The sequence below is a fragment of the Rathayibacter sp. VKM Ac-2835 genome, from assembly GCF_013266705.1.
Classification (GTDB): domain Bacteria; phylum Actinomycetota; class Actinomycetes; order Actinomycetales; family Microbacteriaceae; genus Rathayibacter.
Genome location: NZ_JABSNQ010000001.1, coordinates 1,555,048 through 1,570,318, shown reverse-complemented (window position 1 = coordinate 1,570,318; position 15,271 = coordinate 1,555,048). Strand labels below are relative to the sequence as shown.

Here is a 15,271-nt window from a genome sequence, read left to right as displayed (position 1 = left end):
ATCGCGGCGGGGGCGGGGCGGGTCAGCTCTGGGCGGCGGTGTCGGCCTCGACGGTGGCGAGGGTCGACTGCAGCTCGGCGGCGGGGGTCGTCGCGAAGACGGCCGTGCCGCCCGACTGCTCGGACACTCCGTCGAGCACGTCCTGCGAGGTCTGGTAGACCTCGACGAGCTTCAGGTACGTCTCGTTCTCGGCGTCGTCGGCCCGGGCGGCGAACACGTTGACGTAGGGCACCGCGCTCGGGTCGCTCGGGTCGTCCTGGGCGATCGCGTCGGAGGCCTCGAGGCCCGCGCCCTCGATGTAGTCGTTGTTGATGATCGCCGCGGCGACGTCGGGGAGCGAGGTCGGGACGAGCGCCGCGTCGAGCGCGGTGACGGTCACCTTCGAGGCGCCGGTGTCGATGTCGTCGAGGTCGGAGAAGGCGCTGCCGCCGTCCTTCAGCTCGATCAGGCCGGCCGACTGGAGCACGAGGAGGGCGCGGGCCTGGTTGCTCGTGTCGTTCGGGACGGCGACGCTGTCGCCCTCGGGGATGTCCTCGACGCTGTCGTACTGCGTCGAGTAGAGGCCGAGCGGGTAGATCGCGGTCGCGCCGATCGGCACGAGGTCCGCGTCGGCGGAGGTGTTGTACTGCGCCAGGTAGACCAGGTGCTGGAACTGGTTGAGGTCGATCTCGCCCTCGGTCAGCGCGGGGTTGAGCTGGTTGTAGTCGGTGAAGTCGACGATCTCGACGTCGATGCCGGCGTCCTCCGCGGCCTGCTCGTAGGTCGCCCAGTAGGGGTCGCTCGCGCCGACCACGCCGATGCGGACGGTGTCGTCGCCCTCACCGCCGGCGGCCGAGCAGCCGGCGAGGAAGAGGGCGGAGGCGGTGATCGCGGTGGTCGCGAGGAGCGTGCGGCGCAGGGACATGCGGTGGATCCTTCCGTGGAGAGGATCCGGGCGGCGTCCACGCCGGGCGGTGCTGGTCACCGCCGGCGCTGCGACCGGCCTCCGGTCGCTCGACGCCGCGACTGCGCGGATCCCGGGGACCACCGTACGCAGGGCGACGCCGGGCGCGCGAAACGTGCCCGTAACACGGCGACTTCCGCGCGGGAGGGAGAGCTGGGGAGGAGGGTCAGCCGGCGAGGGCCTGGTCGCCCGACTCCGCCGCCAGGGCCTCGTGCTTGGCCAGGCGCGCGGCGATCGCGTCGCGCTCGGCCCGGAGCGAGGCGATGGTCGGCTGGTCCAGACGCGGGTCGGCCAGATCGGCGAACGGGCTCGAGGTGCCGGTGCGGGCCGAGACGAGCGCCGAGTAGGCCTTCGTCGCGGAGCGGAGCTCGGACGCGGCGCGCGCGACCTTGCTCGGCTTCGCCGACTTGTCGCCGACGAGGGCGGCGTGCTTGTTGAGGGCGGTTACCAGCGCGCGGTGGGCCGCGTCAATCTTCTTGCTCATCCCCGAAGTATGGCGCAGGATCGCCTCACGAGGCGAAACCCCCGGGGCGCCAGGCTGACCCCTCCCGCGAGATGCCTCATGTGCACGGATCCCGCGGCGTGTCGTGCTCATGAGTGGCATCTCGCGGAGCGGGACGGGGCCCGCGGGCGTCAGGGGACCGGGGTGAGGGTCCAGCTGCCGTCGGTGCGGATCGCGACCACGCCGGGCAGGGTGGCGTCGACGACGCGGGCGAAGGCGGTGGTGTCGCCGAAGGTCTGCCGGGTGCCGGCGGTGCCGAGGACGCGGCCGGAGAGCGAGTCCTCGCTGCTCGCCGGGCCGTAGGCGACGTCGAGGCTGTCGACCTCGTCCGAGAAGGCGAGCACCGCGGATCCGCTGCCCGACTGCTCACCGGAGACCTCGGGCAGGTCGTTCCAGCTCCGCAGGGTGAGCGTCCAGTGGCCGGCGGCCTGCACGAGCAGTGACTGGTCGACGGCGTCGGTCGCGACGGTCTCGAGGAGCCACGCCGACTCGGTCCCCGCCGCGGCCTCGCCCACCGGGGTGCTGCGCCCGGGCGCCGACACGGTGACGCTCCCGGAGCAGGCCGAGCAGTCGAGCGCGACGACGACCGCGAAGTCGCCCTGCCGCTGGTAGGAGACGTCGACGGTCCCCGCGGCCGAGACGCTCGCCGCCGTGCCGTCCGCCACCCCGCCGGCACCGACCGCCGCCGGCCCGGACTCGGCCTCGACGCAGCCGCCCAGCAGCAGCGCGACGACCACGACGGCCGCCGCGGAACTCCCTCGCCGGCGCATCGCCCCAGCCTGGCACTCCGTGCGCTGTCGAGGCCCTGCACTCTTCCGGAACCGTCGACACTCTGCTCGCACATCGTGCGAGAGAAGGAAGAGCGCGGAGTATCACTCGATTTCCCAGCAGCCTGCTGGGAAATCTCCTCCGCGGTGGCGGGCGCGGTGCCGCGCGGCGTCAGACCGGGCCGGTGCCGCGCTGGACGGGGGTGGACTCCGAGCGGTTCGCGGCGCTCGTCGAGACGGCGGCGAGGACGCGCTGGACCTCGAGGGCGTCGGCGAAGGTGGGGGTGGCGGGGGTGCCGGCCGCGATCGCCTCGACGAGGTCGACGACCTGGTGGGTGAAGAGGTGCTCGTAGCCGATGCCGTGGCCGGTGGGCCACCAGGCCGACATGTAGGGGTGCGCGGGCTCGGTGACCTGGATGGTGCGGAAGCCCTGGGCGTCCTCGGGGTCGCGGCCGTCGTAGTACTCGAGCTCGTTCATCCGCTCGAAGTCGAAGGCGATGCTGCCGGTCTCGCCGTTGATCTCGATCCGGTTGGCGTTCTTGCGGCCGGTGGCGACGCGGGTCGCCTCGAAGACGCCGAGGGCGCCGCCCGCGAAGGAGGCGGTGAAGGCGGCGGCGTCGTCGACGGTGACCGGTCCGCGCTCGGCGCCCTCCTCCGCGCGACCGCCGAGGCCCGACTGCGAGGAGAGCACGGGGCGCTCGGTGGTGAAGGTGCGCAGGACGGCCGAGACGGAGGTGATCGGCGTGCCGGTCAGCCACTGCGCGCTGTCGATGATGTGCGCGCCGATGTCGCCGAGGGCACCCGAGCCGGCCTTCGCGGCGTCGAGGCGCCAGGTCAGCGGGGCCTCGGAGTCGCTGAGCCAGTCCTGCAGGTACTGGGCCCGGACGTGGCGGATCGCGCCGAGCCGGCCCTCGTCGAGGAAGCGCTTGGCCAGCGCCAGTGCGGGAGTGCGGCGGTAGCTGAAGCCGCACATCGCGACGCGGCCCGACGCGGCGGCCGCGGCGACCATCCGCTCGGCCTCCTCGACGGAGTTGGCGAGCGGCTTCTCGCAGAGCACGTGCTTGCCGGCCTCGAGGGCGGCGATCGCGATCTCGGCGTGGGTGTCGCCGGGGGTGCAGACGTCGACGAGGTCGATGTCGTCGCGGGCGATCACCGCGCGCCAGTCCGCCGACGACTCGCCCCAGCCCAGGGTCTCGGCGCGCTCGGCGGTCCGCTGCGGGTCGGTGCCCACCAGCACGGCCAGCTCGGGCCGCAGCGGCAGCGGGAAGAAGCGGGGGGCGGTGCGCCAGGCGTGCGAGTGGGTGCGGCCCATGAAGGCGGTCCCCACCATCGCGACGCGCAGGGCTCGGTCGTTCGACATCGTCGTCCTTTCGTCGGCGGGTCGACCCTCCCACGCCCGCGCTCGACTTGGCCAGCTCTTTCTGCTGGGCGGGAGGCCGGCCCGAGCGGGTGCGCCGGCCCGGAGGTCACGAGCGGGTCGCGGCCCGACGGCGATTCATAGGCTCGGAGAGCGCTCCATCACGAGACGTCGTGTCCCGAAACCGCCGGAGAAACGCCGCCAGATGTCGCGTAAACCCGCGGATCCCCGGGCTGGCGCGGATGACGGAAGCGTTTCGACGCGCTGGACGAGTGCCCGGATCTCCTTCGAAACGACTCAGAACTTTTGGTTGACCCGCGACTTAAGTCGCTGTAGCTTCGTCCGCATGGTCACCGCAGACCCCGGCAGCATCGCCGCTCAGCCTCTTTCCCGCACTCAGGACACCGCGTCAGAACTGCTTCTGCAGATGCGCGGCATCGTCAAGATCTTCCCCGGAGCACGAGCCCTCGACGGCGTCGACCTCGACGTCCGCCCGGGCGAGGTGCACTGCCTCCTCGGCCAGAACGGGGCCGGCAAGTCGACGCTCATCAAGACGCTCGCCGGCGCCCACCAGCCCACCGAGGGCGAGATCCTCGTGGACGGGAAGGTCGTCACGATCCCGTCGCCGACGGCCGCCCTCGCGCTCGGGATCGCCACGATGTACCAGGAGCTGGACGTCGTCGACGGCCTCTCGGTCGCCGAGAACATCTACCTCGGCCACGAGCTCTCCCGCGGCGGCTTCACCGCCCGCTCCAAGGCCGCGAAGATCACCCGCGAGCTGATGCAGCGCCTCGGCCACCCCGAGATCGCCCCGCACCGCGAGGTCGGCAGCCTCTCCGCCGCCGGCAAGCAGATCGTGCAGATGGCGCGGGCCCTCTCGCACGACGCGCGGGTCATCATCATGGACGAGCCGTCCGCGGTGCTCGACTCGGAGGAGGTGGAGAACCTCTTCCACGTGGTCCGCCAGCTCACCGCCGACGGCGTCGCCATCGTCTACATCTCGCACCGGCTGGAGGAGATCCGCGCCATCGGCGATCGGATCACCGTCATCAAGGACGGCGCGACGGTCGCGAAGAACCTCGCCGTCGCCGACACCCCGACCGCGAAGCTGATCACGCTGATGACCGGCCGCGCCGTGGAGTACGTCTTCCCGGACCGTCCCGAGGTGGCGACCGAGGCCGAGACGCTGCTGAAGGTCGAGAACCTGGGGCTGCGCGGCTCGTTCGCCGACGTCTCCCTCGAGATCCGCGCCGGCGAGGTCGTCGGCCTCGCGGGGCTGGTCGGCTCCGGCCGCTCGGAGATCCTGGAGACCATCTACGGGGCGCGCCGCGCCAGCACCGGCACCGTCAGCGTGGCGGGCACGCGCCTGCGGGCCGGCTCGGTCACCGCGGCGGTCGACGCCGGCATCGGCCTCTGCCCGGAGGAGCGCAAGAGCCAGGGCCTGCTCCTGGACGAGCCGGTCTACCGCAACATCACCCTCTCGACCTTCGACCGCTTCGCCAAGCGCGGCTTCCTCGACGAGCGCTCCGAGCGCGCGGCGGCGGCCGAGCAGGCGGTCGCGCTCGACCTCCGCCCGCACGGCGTCGACCGCGACGCCCGCACCCTCTCCGGCGGCAACCAGCAGAAGGCGCTCCTCGCCCGCTGGCTGGTGCGCGGCTGCCGGGTGCTGCTGCTCGACGAGCCGACCCGCGGGGTCGACGTCGGAGCGCGCGCCGAGATCTACACCCTGATCCGGGACCTCGCGACCAACGGCGCCGCCGTCCTCGTGGTCTCCAGCGAGATCGGCGAGGTCCTCGGGCTCTCGGACCGAGTGCTCGTGATCTCCGACGGCGCCGTGGTCCACGAGGGCCCCGCCGATTCGATCGACGAGCACCGCGTGCTCGATCTCGTCATGGAAGGAAGTGCAGCGTGAGCGGACAGCTCGACACCGCGTCACCGTCGATCGGCGGTCCGCAGGAGGACGCCGGCCGTCACGCCTCGGCCGCGACGGGAGGGCCGAGCGGCGGGACGCCGAAGGACGCCCGCTCCGGGCTCCGCGGGATCATGGGCGGCTCGCTCGGCCGGAACGTCGGTCTGGTGCTCGCGCTGGTCATCCTCTGCATCGTCGGGTTCGCCACCGCGGGGGAGCGCTTCGCCAGCGTCGACAACGTGCTGACGATCCTCCGCCTGGCCGCCGTGATCGGCGTGCTGAGCATCGGCATGACCTTCGTCATCACCTCGGGCGGCATCGACCTCTCGGTCGGCTCGGTGATGGGGCTCGCGACGGTCTGGGCGAGCACTGTGTCGACGCAGTACTACGCGGCGAACACCTCCTGGCTGGTCATCGTGCTCACCGCGGTGCTCGTGGGCCTCGTCTGCGGTCTGATCAACGGGGCGCTGATCGCCTACGGCCGCGTCGTCGCGTTCATGGCGACGCTGGCGATGCTCGTCGCCGCCCGCGGCTTCGCGGAGCTGATCTCGAACCGGCAGACGCAGATCGTCACGGTCACCCCGTTCCTCGACTTCTTCCGCGCCGACGTGCTCGGCATCCCCGTCCTCGTGCTGATCTTCGTGGTCGTCGCGGTGGCCGGCTGGATCCTGCTCAACCGCACCACCTTCGGCCGCCGCACCATCGCGGTCGGCGGCAACCCGGAGGCGGCCCGCCTCGCCGGCATCAAGGTCCGCCGGCACACCATGTACGTCTACGGCCTCGCCGGGCTCACCGCCGGCATCGCCGCGGTGATGATGCTCGCCCGCACCACGGCCGGCACCTCGACCCACGGCCAGCTGTACGAGCTCGACGCCATCGCGGCGGTCGTGGTCGGCGGCACGCTGCTCGCCGGCGGCCGCGGCACCATCGTCGGCACCGTGTTCGGCGTCCTGATCTTCACGACCCTCACCAACGTCTTCACGCAGAACAACATGTCGACCTCGGCCCAGGCCGTCGCGAAGGGCGCGATCATCGTCGCCGCCGTCCTGCTGCAGCAGCGCTTCGCCGCCCGCGGCAAGTCCTGACCCGAGGGGCCGAGAGGCCCCGACCTCTTCCCGGGGCACGCGCCCCCTTTCCCAGCACCGACAGCATCCACCTCGACCACCTCGGTCACCCTCCGCAGGCACCGCTGTGCCCTGCGGCCCCTCATGGATCCATCGAAGGAGATCACTTCCATGTCCGTTCGCCACCCCTCCGGCTCCCGCCTGGACCGCACGACCCGACTGGGCCGCACCGCTCGCCTGGGCACTGCCGGCTTCGCCTTCGGCGCCGTCGCGCTGATGCTCACCGGCTGCATCTCCAACGCCCCCGTCGAGACCGGGAACGCCGCCGGCGGCGGCAGCGCCGCCGCGGTCGCCGCCTCGGACAACGACGCCTCGGGCGACAACGTGGTGATCGGCTTCACCGCCCCCGCCGCCGACCACGGCTGGATGGGCGCGGTCAGCCGCGCCGCGCTCGCCGAGGCGGAGAAGTACGACGACGTCGAGCTCCGCACCGCGGAGGGCACCAACGACGTCAACCTGCAGATCAGCCAGGTCGAGACCTTCATCAACGACGGCGTCGACGCGATCGTGCTGCTGCCGATCGACGGCGCCGCGCTGACCGAGGTCGCGACCCAGGCGATGGAGGCGGGCATCACCGTCATCAATGTCGACCGCGAGTTCTCCAGCCCCTTCGCCGCCCGCTCGACCGTGCTCGGCGACAACTACGGCATGGGCGTCAGCGCCGGCACCTACCTCTGCGAGCAGCTCGGCGACAACCCGGACGCGGTCGTGGCGGAGATCGCCGGCATCGACTCCCTCCCGCTGACGCAGGACCGCAGCCAGGGCTTCGCCGACGCGCTCGAGGGCTGCGGACTCGACGTGGACAACCGCGTCGCCGCCGACTTCACCGTGCAGGGCGGCGAGCAGGCCGCGGCCAACCTCCTCCAGGCCGCGCCCCGGATCGACGCGATCTGGAACCACGACGACGACCAGGGCGTCGGCGTCCTCGCGGCGATCGACAGCGCCGGTCGCGACGAGTTCATCCTCGTCGGCGGCGCCGGCTCGGCGAACATGATGCGCGCGATCGAGGCCGACGACTCCGTCGTCAAGGCCACGGTCGTCTACCCCTCGACCCAGGCCGCGGACGGCATCAAGCTCGCCCGCCTCGTCGAGCAGAACAAGTCGATGAGCGACACCACCTCGCTCGGCGTCCCGCGCCAGATCCAGCTCTTCGCGCCGGTCGTCACCAAGGACAACGTCGCCGAGTACCTGCCCTCGGCCTTCGAGTCCTGAGCCACTGATCTGCCGGCGCGGGGGAGACCCCGCGCCGGCCCGGACCAGCCGGAACCGCTCCCGTATCAAAGGAGCGACCGGCGCCACGACAGCATGCCGCGAGAGGAGGCGACGACGAAGACATCGGCCCACGGGCCGACCAGAGGAGACCGGGTCCGCACGTCGTGCGGACAGAGACGGACCCGGCCTCTGCGATGAACACCTCGTTGAAGGAATCACATCACGCATGAATGGTAAGCGATCCACGAAGAGAAGCATCAGGTCTCTCTTCGCCCTCGGCATCGCCGGGATGGTGACGGTCTCCGGACTCACCGCCCTCGGCCTGCCCGCCTCGGCCCACGACGGAGTGGACCACGGCTCGGAGCCGGGTGCGGAGTCCGCGCTCGACTGGAGCAACTACGAGAAGGTGCTGCTGACGAAGAACGTCGGCGAACCGATCGACCTCGCCGTCCTCCCGGACAAGTCGGTCCTGCACACGGCACGGAACGGCGAGATCCGCCACACCGATCCGCAGACCGGCACCACGCGCGTCGTGGCCACGATCCCCGTCTACCAGAACTCGGAGGACGGACTCCAGGGTGTCGGCGTCGACCCCGACTTCGCCGAGAACCAGTGGGTCTACCTGGTCTACGCGCCCCAGAGCGGCACGCCGACCGGCGCGGCTCCGAACATGCTCCCCGCGGGCGAGGACGAGAGCTACTGGGACCAGTGGAAGGGCGTCAACCGCCTCTCCCGGTTCAAGTGGACCGGCTCCGGACTCGACATGGCGAGCGAGCAGAAGATCATCGAGGTCGAGGCGCAGCGCGGGCAGTGCTGCCACGTGGGCGCCGACTTCGACTGGGACGCCGACGGCAACCTGTACCTCTCGACCGGCGACAACACGCCGGCGAGCGCTCCGGGGGCCGCGGGCTTCGCGCCGAACAACGACGCGCCCGGCATGAACCCAGGCTTCGACTCGCGTCGCGGCGCCGGCAACACGAACGACCTGCGCGGCAAGATCCTCCGGATCACGGTCCAGGAGGACGGCTCGTACACGATCCCCGAGGGCAACCTCTTCCCGGTGGGCACCGAGAAGACCCGTCCCGAGATCTTCGTGATGGGCGTGCGCAACCCGTTCAAGATCGACGTCGACGCCGAGACGAACACCCTCTCCTGGGGCGACTACGGTCCCGACGCGACGAAGGCCGCTGCGGCCGACGGCGTGCGCGGCCCGATGGGTCTCGTGGAGTGGAACGCGACCGGTCTCGACCAGCCGCAGAACTCCGGCTGGCCCTACGTCCACGGCCCGAACCTGCCGTACAACGAGTGGAACTTCGAGACGGCGACGCCCCGCGGCTTCTTCGACCCGCAGAACCTCAAGAACAACTCGCGGTGGAACACCGGCCTCGTCGACATCCCGGCGGCCACGCCGGCGACCGTCTACTACGGCGACAACCCCGGCGACCAGCCGTACGACGAGCTCGTGAACTTCGGGACGAGCTCCGGCCAGGGCCCGATGGGCGGACCGGTCTACCACTTCGACGAGGAGAACCCCTCGACGTCGAAGTTCCCGGCGTACTGGAACGAGAAGACCTTCTTCGGCGAGTTCTCGCAGGACTACATCGCGGCGTTCACGCTCGATGAGGACCGCGCGGTCACGCACATCGAGGACTTCCTGCCCAACACGGCGCTGAGCTCGCGCAACCAGCCGATCCACGACAACCCCATGGACATGGAGTTCGGCCCCGACGGGTCGATGTACGTGCTCGAGTACGGCGACGGCTTCTTCCGCGCCAACCCCGACGCCGGCCTGTACCGGATCGACTACGCCGAGGGCAACAAGGCCCCGCAGGCGCGCTTCACCGCGACGCCGCTGTCCGCCTCCGAGACGCCGCTCGAGGTGACGTTCGACGCCAAGGGATCCTCCGACCCCGAGGGCGACGCGCTCACCTACGACTGGGACTTCGACGGCAACGGGACCTTCGACGCCTCGGGCGTCACCGTGACGAACACCTACACCGAGCTCGGCCAGTTCACGGCCCGCCTGCGCGTCACCGACGCCAAGGGCAAGTTCAGCCTCACCTCCCGGGTGATCTCGGTGGGCAACCAGGCGCCGCAGATCGAGATCACGACGCCCGGCAACGGGTCGTTCTTCGAGTGGGGCGACGCGATCCCCTACCGGGTGACCGGTCGTGACGCGGAGGACGGCGACCAGATCGTCGGCAGCCGCGTGGGCTGGACCTACGGTCTCGGCCACGACGAGCACGCCCACCCCGAGGTCACCGGCACCGGTGCCACGGGAGCGTTCCCGACGTCGAAGGACTCGCCCGAGCACGGCCCCGGCGCGCTGCTCTACGGCACCGTCGTCGTGACCTACACGGACGCCGGCTACAACGGACTGCCGCCGGCCGCGGCCGAGGCGACGCTGCGGCTGAACCCGAAGACGCAGGAGGCGGAGCACGCCGCCCGCGAGGGCGTCCTGCCCTACGCGGACACCGCGGCGAGCGGCGGCAATGCGGTCAGCGGACTCGGTGCGGGATCCTTCCTGCGCTGGGACCCGGTGAACCTCGCGAACCTGACCGGCGTCGTGGTCCGCGCCACCGGTGAGGGCACCGTCGACCTCCGCTGGAACGCCGCCGACGCGGCGCCCTTCGGAACGGCGATCATCCCCGCCGGCGCCGGCTGGCAGGACGTCCTCGTGCCGTTCTCCGGTCAGCCCACCGGTACCGGCTCGCTCTACGTGACCTCGCCCTCCGGTCTGTCGCTCGACTCCCTCACCTTCCAGGGTGCGGGTGCCGGTGACAAGACGGCGCCGACCGTCAGCGCGACCCTCGACCCCGCAGCGCCCACCGGCGTCGGCGGCGTCTACAACCGCGCGGTGAACCTCAACCTGGCGGCGACCGACAACGGCGCGCTCGCCAGCGTGCAGTACTCGGTCGACAACGGGGCGACGTGGACCACGGTCCGCGCCGCGAACGGCGCCTACTCGGTGCCCTTCACCACGAACGGCGCCCGCACGGTGCAGTACCGCGCCACCGACACCGGCGGCAACGTCTCGGCGGTCGGCTCGGTCTCGTTCACCATCGACCTCGCCGCGGGGAACGCGCCGACCGTCGACTCGACCACGACCGTGGCGCTCACCGCGCCCCGCGTGACCTTCGGCGCTCCCGGATCGGCGACGGTCACCGTCTCCGGTCAGGGCGGCACCCCCGGCGGCGAGGTCGTCCTCTACGAGGGCGACACCGAGATCGGCCGCAGCGCCCTCGAGGGCGGGAAGGCGACCATCGCCCTGCCGCAGACCCTCGGGGCCGGGACGCACACCTTCCGCGCGGCGTACGGAGCGGACGGGACCTTCAAGGCCTCGGCCGGCACCGCCCGCCTGATCGTGTCGAAGGCCGACTCCGTGCTCACCGCGACCGTCTCGCCGAACCCGGTCAAGCCGGGCGCCAGCGCGCAGGTCTCGGTCGACGCGACGACGTCGACCGGAGTCGCCGGGACCGGCCAGGTCACCGTGATGGTGAAGAGGAACCTCTCCACCGTCGCGATGCTCACCGGCACCCTCGACGAGAACGGGAAGGTCGTCGTGACCCTGCCGAAGCTCGCGGCGGGCAGCTACAAGCTGACCGTCACCCACACCGCCACGGCGAACACCAACGCCGCGTCGACGCTGCTGAACCTCACCGTCCAGCAGTAGCCGCGGCAGGACCGGCCGGCTCGCGCCGAGAGCACGGGCCGGCCGGTCCTCCCCCCTGATCCATCTGCATGTTCCGTTTCGAAGGAGAGACAATGCACCACCACCACGGATCCATCTCGGCCAAGCCGATGAGCCGACGCGCGCTGATGACGGCGCTCGCCGCCTCGACGGTCGCCGTCGGAGTCGGGGCCGGGGCCCTCGCGTCCCCCGCCCTCGCGGCTCCCGCGCCCTCGTCCGGCGCCAACCGCCTCGTCCCGATCAACCGGATCGGGATCCAGCTCTACAGCGTCCGCGACAAGGTCTCGTCGATCGGCTTCCGCGCCGTCTTCGAGGAGCTGGGCCGCATCGGCTACAGCGAGATCGAGTTCGCCGGCTACACCCAGGGCAACGTCGGCGCGATCACCCCCCAGGAGATCCGCCAGCTGCTCGACGACAACGGCCTGCGGGCCGTCGGCTCGCACGTCGGCACCAACCTGCTCCGCTCGGAGCTGGGGAAGCAGATCGAGATCGCGCAGATCCTCGGCACCCCGCACCTCGGCACCGGCAACGCGCCGACCAACGTCAACACCGTCGCGGGCTACCGCGCGGCCGCCGACGAGTGGAACGCCTGGGGCCAGCAGGTCTCGGCCGCCGGCATGAAGCTCTACCAGCACAACCACGCGGGCGAGTTCGCCTTCGGCTCGGACGACCCGACGACGCGCCTGTACGACGTGTTCTACGACAACACGGACCCGAAGCACGTCTACCTCGAGATGGACGTCTACTGGGCCTACGTGGGCAAGAAGCTCTACCCGGGCTTCGAGCCGCTCGACTACATCAAGCGCAACCCGCGCCGCTACCCGATCCTGCACCTCAAGGACGGCAAGACGAACAACGCCAACACCAACGGCTACGACATCATCGAGTTCGGCGCGGGCAACCTGCCGTACCAGGCGTTCCTGTCGGAGCTGCGCGACCGCGGCCAGCGCTACGGAGTCTGGGAGCAGGACACCGCGCCCACCCAGGCCGTCGCGCCCAACCCGGTGAACTCGCTCGGCAACGCCGCGCGCAGCTACGACGCCATCGAGGCGCTCCGTGGCTGAGTCCTCGCGCCGCGCCGGCGCCTTCCTTCCCCGCACCACCACGCGCACCGGCGCACCGAGGAGAACCCCCATGAAGTGGAAGACGCCCACGGCGGTCCTCGCGGCCGCGTCCCTCGCGATGGTCGCGGCACCGTCGGCCTTCGCGGCGACGACCGAGTGCACGACCGAGCTCGGCAACACGACGATCGCGGGCGACCTGAACGTCGCCGCCGGCGAGACCTGCGTGCTGGGCAACGTCGTCGTGCAGGGCTCGATCACCGTCGGCGACGACGCCTGGCTCGATGCCACCTCGGCGACGATCGAGGGCGACGTCATCGGCACGGACGCCTACGGCATCTCGATCGACGGCACCAGCGTCGGCGGCGACGTCGTGTCGTTCTCCGAGGGCTCGCGCGCCGGCTTCCTCTACCTCCGCGACCTCACCGTCGCGGGCATGGTCGAGGCGGGCGGGATCGACGTCGAGCTCAGCGACGTCTCGGTCGACGGCTCGGTCAGCACCGACGCGGCGAACTACGTCGACGTGGCGCGCACCAGCGTCGGCGGCGACGCGACCTTCGCCGGGAGCGACTTCGGCGTGAGCGTCGGCGGCGCGATCGTCGGCGGCTCGCTCACGGTCAGCGGATCCTCGCGCGGCGTGCTCCTCGGCGCGAACGAGGACGGCTCCGCGGCTGCGCTCGGCAACACCGTCGGCGGGAACCTCGTGCTCTCGGGCAACTCCGGCAACGTCCAGCTCGCGGGCTCGACGGTCGGCGGGCGCATCTCCCTGGCCGAGAACGCTCCGGCGGTGAACTTCGGCGCGGGCAACACCGCGGCCGGGGTCGACGGGGACTTCACCGGCACGGCCGCGGGCGCCGCGGCGGAGGGCGACCAGGCGGTCGCCGTCATCGTGCCGGACGCGCGCGAGGGCGAGCTGACCTGGAGCCTCGAGGGCACCAGCAACCTGGTGAACCTCGGTGTCGCCGAGGAGCAGGGCGACCACTTCGCCGCGTCGGGCGAGCTCGTGCCGGTCCGCGTGACCGACTCGCGCCTGTCCGGACCGGAATGGTCGGTGACCGCTCAGATCAGCGACTTCCGTGCCGGCGACCAGACGGTCTCGGGCAAGTACCTCGGCTGGACCCCGAAGGTCCTGGAGAACGAGGGCGGTGCCGTCGCCGGTGCCCCCGTCGTCTCCGGGTTCGTCTCGGGCGAGGGCCTGTCCACCGCTCGCGTCCTCGGCTCCGCCGCGGCCGGGCACCCGACCGGATCCTCGGTCCTCGGCGCCGACCTCGACCTGCAGCTCCCGCTGTCGGTCGGAACCGGCACCTACACGGCCACGCTGACGCTCACGGCGCTCGGCTAGCCACCCCGGGCGACCGGCCTCCTCGCGGGGGCCGGTCGCCCCCTCCCTCTCTCCTCCTCCGCGAGATGCCACTTGTGCACGCTCTCCACGGCGTGTCGCGTGCACAACTGGCATCTCGCGGAGGCCACCTCCCCTCGAAAGGCTGGACGATGATGTTCCGCTCCACACTCCGCTCGCTCGGTGTCCTGCTCGTCGTCGGGATCGGGGCCGCTGTTCTGCCGGCGCAGGCCCTCGCGGAGACGGCGAGCTCGCCGGTGACCTGGGGGGTGCGGCCCGCCGACACCGAGCAGGGCAGCGACCGGCCGAACTACGCCTACGCGCTCGAGCCGGGCGGGCAGCTGAGCGACGCGCTGATCGTCTCCAACTACGACGACGAGGACCAGACCTTCCGCGTCTACGGCTCCGACGGCTTCCTCACCGAGGCGGGGCAGCTCGACCTGCTGCCGGCCGCCGAGCCGTCCACCCAGCTGGGCAGCTGGATCTCGTTCGAGGCCCCGGACGTCGTCGTCCCCGCGGGTGAGAGCGTGCAGATCCCGTTCCAGCTCGAGGTGCCGGCCGACGCCGTGCCGGGCGACTACGCCGCCGGCGTCGTCTCCTCGATCCTCGTCCAGGGCGAGACCGGGGTCTCGGTCGACCGCCGCCTCGGCTCGCGGATGTACCTCCGCGTCGGCGGCGACCTCGCCCCGCGTCTCTCGGTCGACGGCCTCGCCGTCTCGTACCAGGGCGAGTGGAACCCCTTCGCCCCCGGCACGACCACCATCGACTACACCGTCACCAACGCGGGCAACACCCGCCTCGCCCCGGGAGCCGAGCTCGCGGTCTCCGGCCTCTTCGGTCTCGCCGGCGTCGCCGCGACCGATCCGGAGCCGCTGCCCGAGCTGCTGCCGGGCAGCTCGACCAGCCGGAGCGTCACCGTCGCCGGGGTCTGGCCGCTGTTCGTCGCGACCGCGCGCATCGCCCTGACCGGCTCCGTCGTCACCGCCGACGTCGCGGGCCAGGCCGCCGACCCGGCCGCCGTGCCCGAGGTCGCCGCCGTCTCGTCCGAGGCCTCGACCGCGGCCGTGCCGTGGAGCGCGCTGGTGCTGCTGGCGCTGCTGATCGGGCTGATCGTCCTGGCGGTCGTGCGCCGCCGCCGCCGCGCCGCGGGCGAGCAGCGGCGGATCGACGCCGCCGTCGCCGCCGCAGTGGCGGGCGCCTCGACGACCGGCGCCTCCGAGACTCGGCGAGATGCCACTTCTGACGAGGATGCGCGGCGTGTCGAGCTCACAAGTGGCATCTCGCGGGAAGCGACCGACCCGGCAGCGACGGACCCGTCCGCGACCGACCCGTCCGCGACCGACCGTGCGGGGGTGCGCTCCTGACC

Annotated in this window: 11 protein-coding genes; 7 read left to right on the top strand and 4 right to left on the bottom strand. The window is 71.8% G+C overall.

Going from position 1 to position 15,271, the window contains the following annotated elements:
- Nucleotides 1-22: 22 nt before the first annotated feature.
- The 4 genes from HRK28_RS07440 to HRK28_RS07425 all read right to left on the bottom strand — a co-directional run bounded on the left by HRK28_RS07440 (nucleotide 23) and on the right by HRK28_RS07425 (nucleotide 3,572).
- Nucleotides 23-904, bottom strand: a complete 882-nt coding sequence (locus tag HRK28_RS07440; RefSeq protein ID WP_173250863.1) for a MetQ/NlpA family ABC transporter substrate-binding protein — start codon at nucleotides 902-904, stop codon at nucleotides 23-25.
- 205 nt (nucleotides 905-1,109) lie between these two features.
- Nucleotides 1,110-1,427 (bottom strand): hypothetical protein, encoded by a 318-nt coding sequence (locus tag HRK28_RS07435; protein WP_173250862.1) that lies wholly within the window; start codon nucleotides 1,425-1,427, stop codon nucleotides 1,110-1,112.
- 149 nt (nucleotides 1,428-1,576) lie between these two features.
- Entirely contained in the window at nucleotides 1,577-2,215 is a 639-nt protein-coding gene (locus HRK28_RS07430) for a hypothetical protein (RefSeq protein ID WP_173250861.1), read from the bottom strand.
- Nucleotides 2,216-2,384: 169 nt separating this feature from the next.
- Entirely contained in the window at nucleotides 2,385-3,572 is a 1,188-nt protein-coding gene (locus HRK28_RS07425) for a Gfo/Idh/MocA family protein (RefSeq protein WP_173250860.1), read from the bottom strand.
- A 424-nt stretch (nucleotides 3,573-3,996) separates the two neighbouring features.
- Here HRK28_RS07425 and HRK28_RS07420 point away from each other — a divergent pair, with 424 nt between their 5' ends.
- The 7 genes from HRK28_RS07420 (at nucleotide 3,997) to HRK28_RS07390 (ending at nucleotide 15,269) form a co-directional block, all read left to right on the top strand.
- Nucleotides 3,997-5,481: a sugar ABC transporter ATP-binding protein gene (locus HRK28_RS07420; protein ID WP_173251015.1), complete on the top strand. Its 1,485-nt coding sequence runs from the start codon at nucleotides 3,997-3,999 to the stop codon at nucleotides 5,479-5,481.
- A 131-nt stretch (nucleotides 5,482-5,612) separates the two neighbouring features.
- On the top strand, nucleotides 5,613-6,563 hold the full coding sequence (locus tag HRK28_RS07415) for an ABC transporter permease (RefSeq protein WP_160091194.1): 951 nt from the start codon (nucleotides 5,613-5,615) through the stop codon (nucleotides 6,561-6,563).
- 255 nt (nucleotides 6,564-6,818) lie between these two features.
- On the top strand, nucleotides 6,819-7,814 hold the full coding sequence (locus HRK28_RS07410; protein WP_173251014.1) for a substrate-binding domain-containing protein: 996 nt from the start codon (nucleotides 6,819-6,821) through the stop codon (nucleotides 7,812-7,814).
- Nucleotides 7,815-8,040: 226 nt separating this feature from the next.
- Nucleotides 8,041-11,487, top strand: a complete 3,447-nt coding sequence (locus HRK28_RS07405; protein ID WP_173250859.1) for a PQQ-dependent sugar dehydrogenase — start codon at nucleotides 8,041-8,043, stop codon at nucleotides 11,485-11,487.
- Between the two features lie 92 nt (nucleotides 11,488-11,579).
- Nucleotides 11,580-12,569: a sugar phosphate isomerase/epimerase gene (locus tag HRK28_RS07400; RefSeq protein WP_244231751.1), complete on the top strand. Its 990-nt coding sequence runs from the start codon at nucleotides 11,580-11,582 to the stop codon at nucleotides 12,567-12,569.
- Nucleotides 12,570-12,639: 70 nt separating this feature from the next.
- Nucleotides 12,640-13,908, top strand: a complete 1,269-nt coding sequence (locus HRK28_RS07395; RefSeq protein WP_173250858.1) for a hypothetical protein — start codon at nucleotides 12,640-12,642, stop codon at nucleotides 13,906-13,908.
- Between the two features lie 152 nt (nucleotides 13,909-14,060).
- Nucleotides 14,061-15,269, top strand: coding sequence for a hypothetical protein (locus tag HRK28_RS07390; RefSeq protein ID WP_173250857.1), 1,209 nt, complete (start codon nucleotides 14,061-14,063; stop codon nucleotides 15,267-15,269).
- The last annotated feature ends 2 nt before the right edge of the window (nucleotides 15,270-15,271 follow it).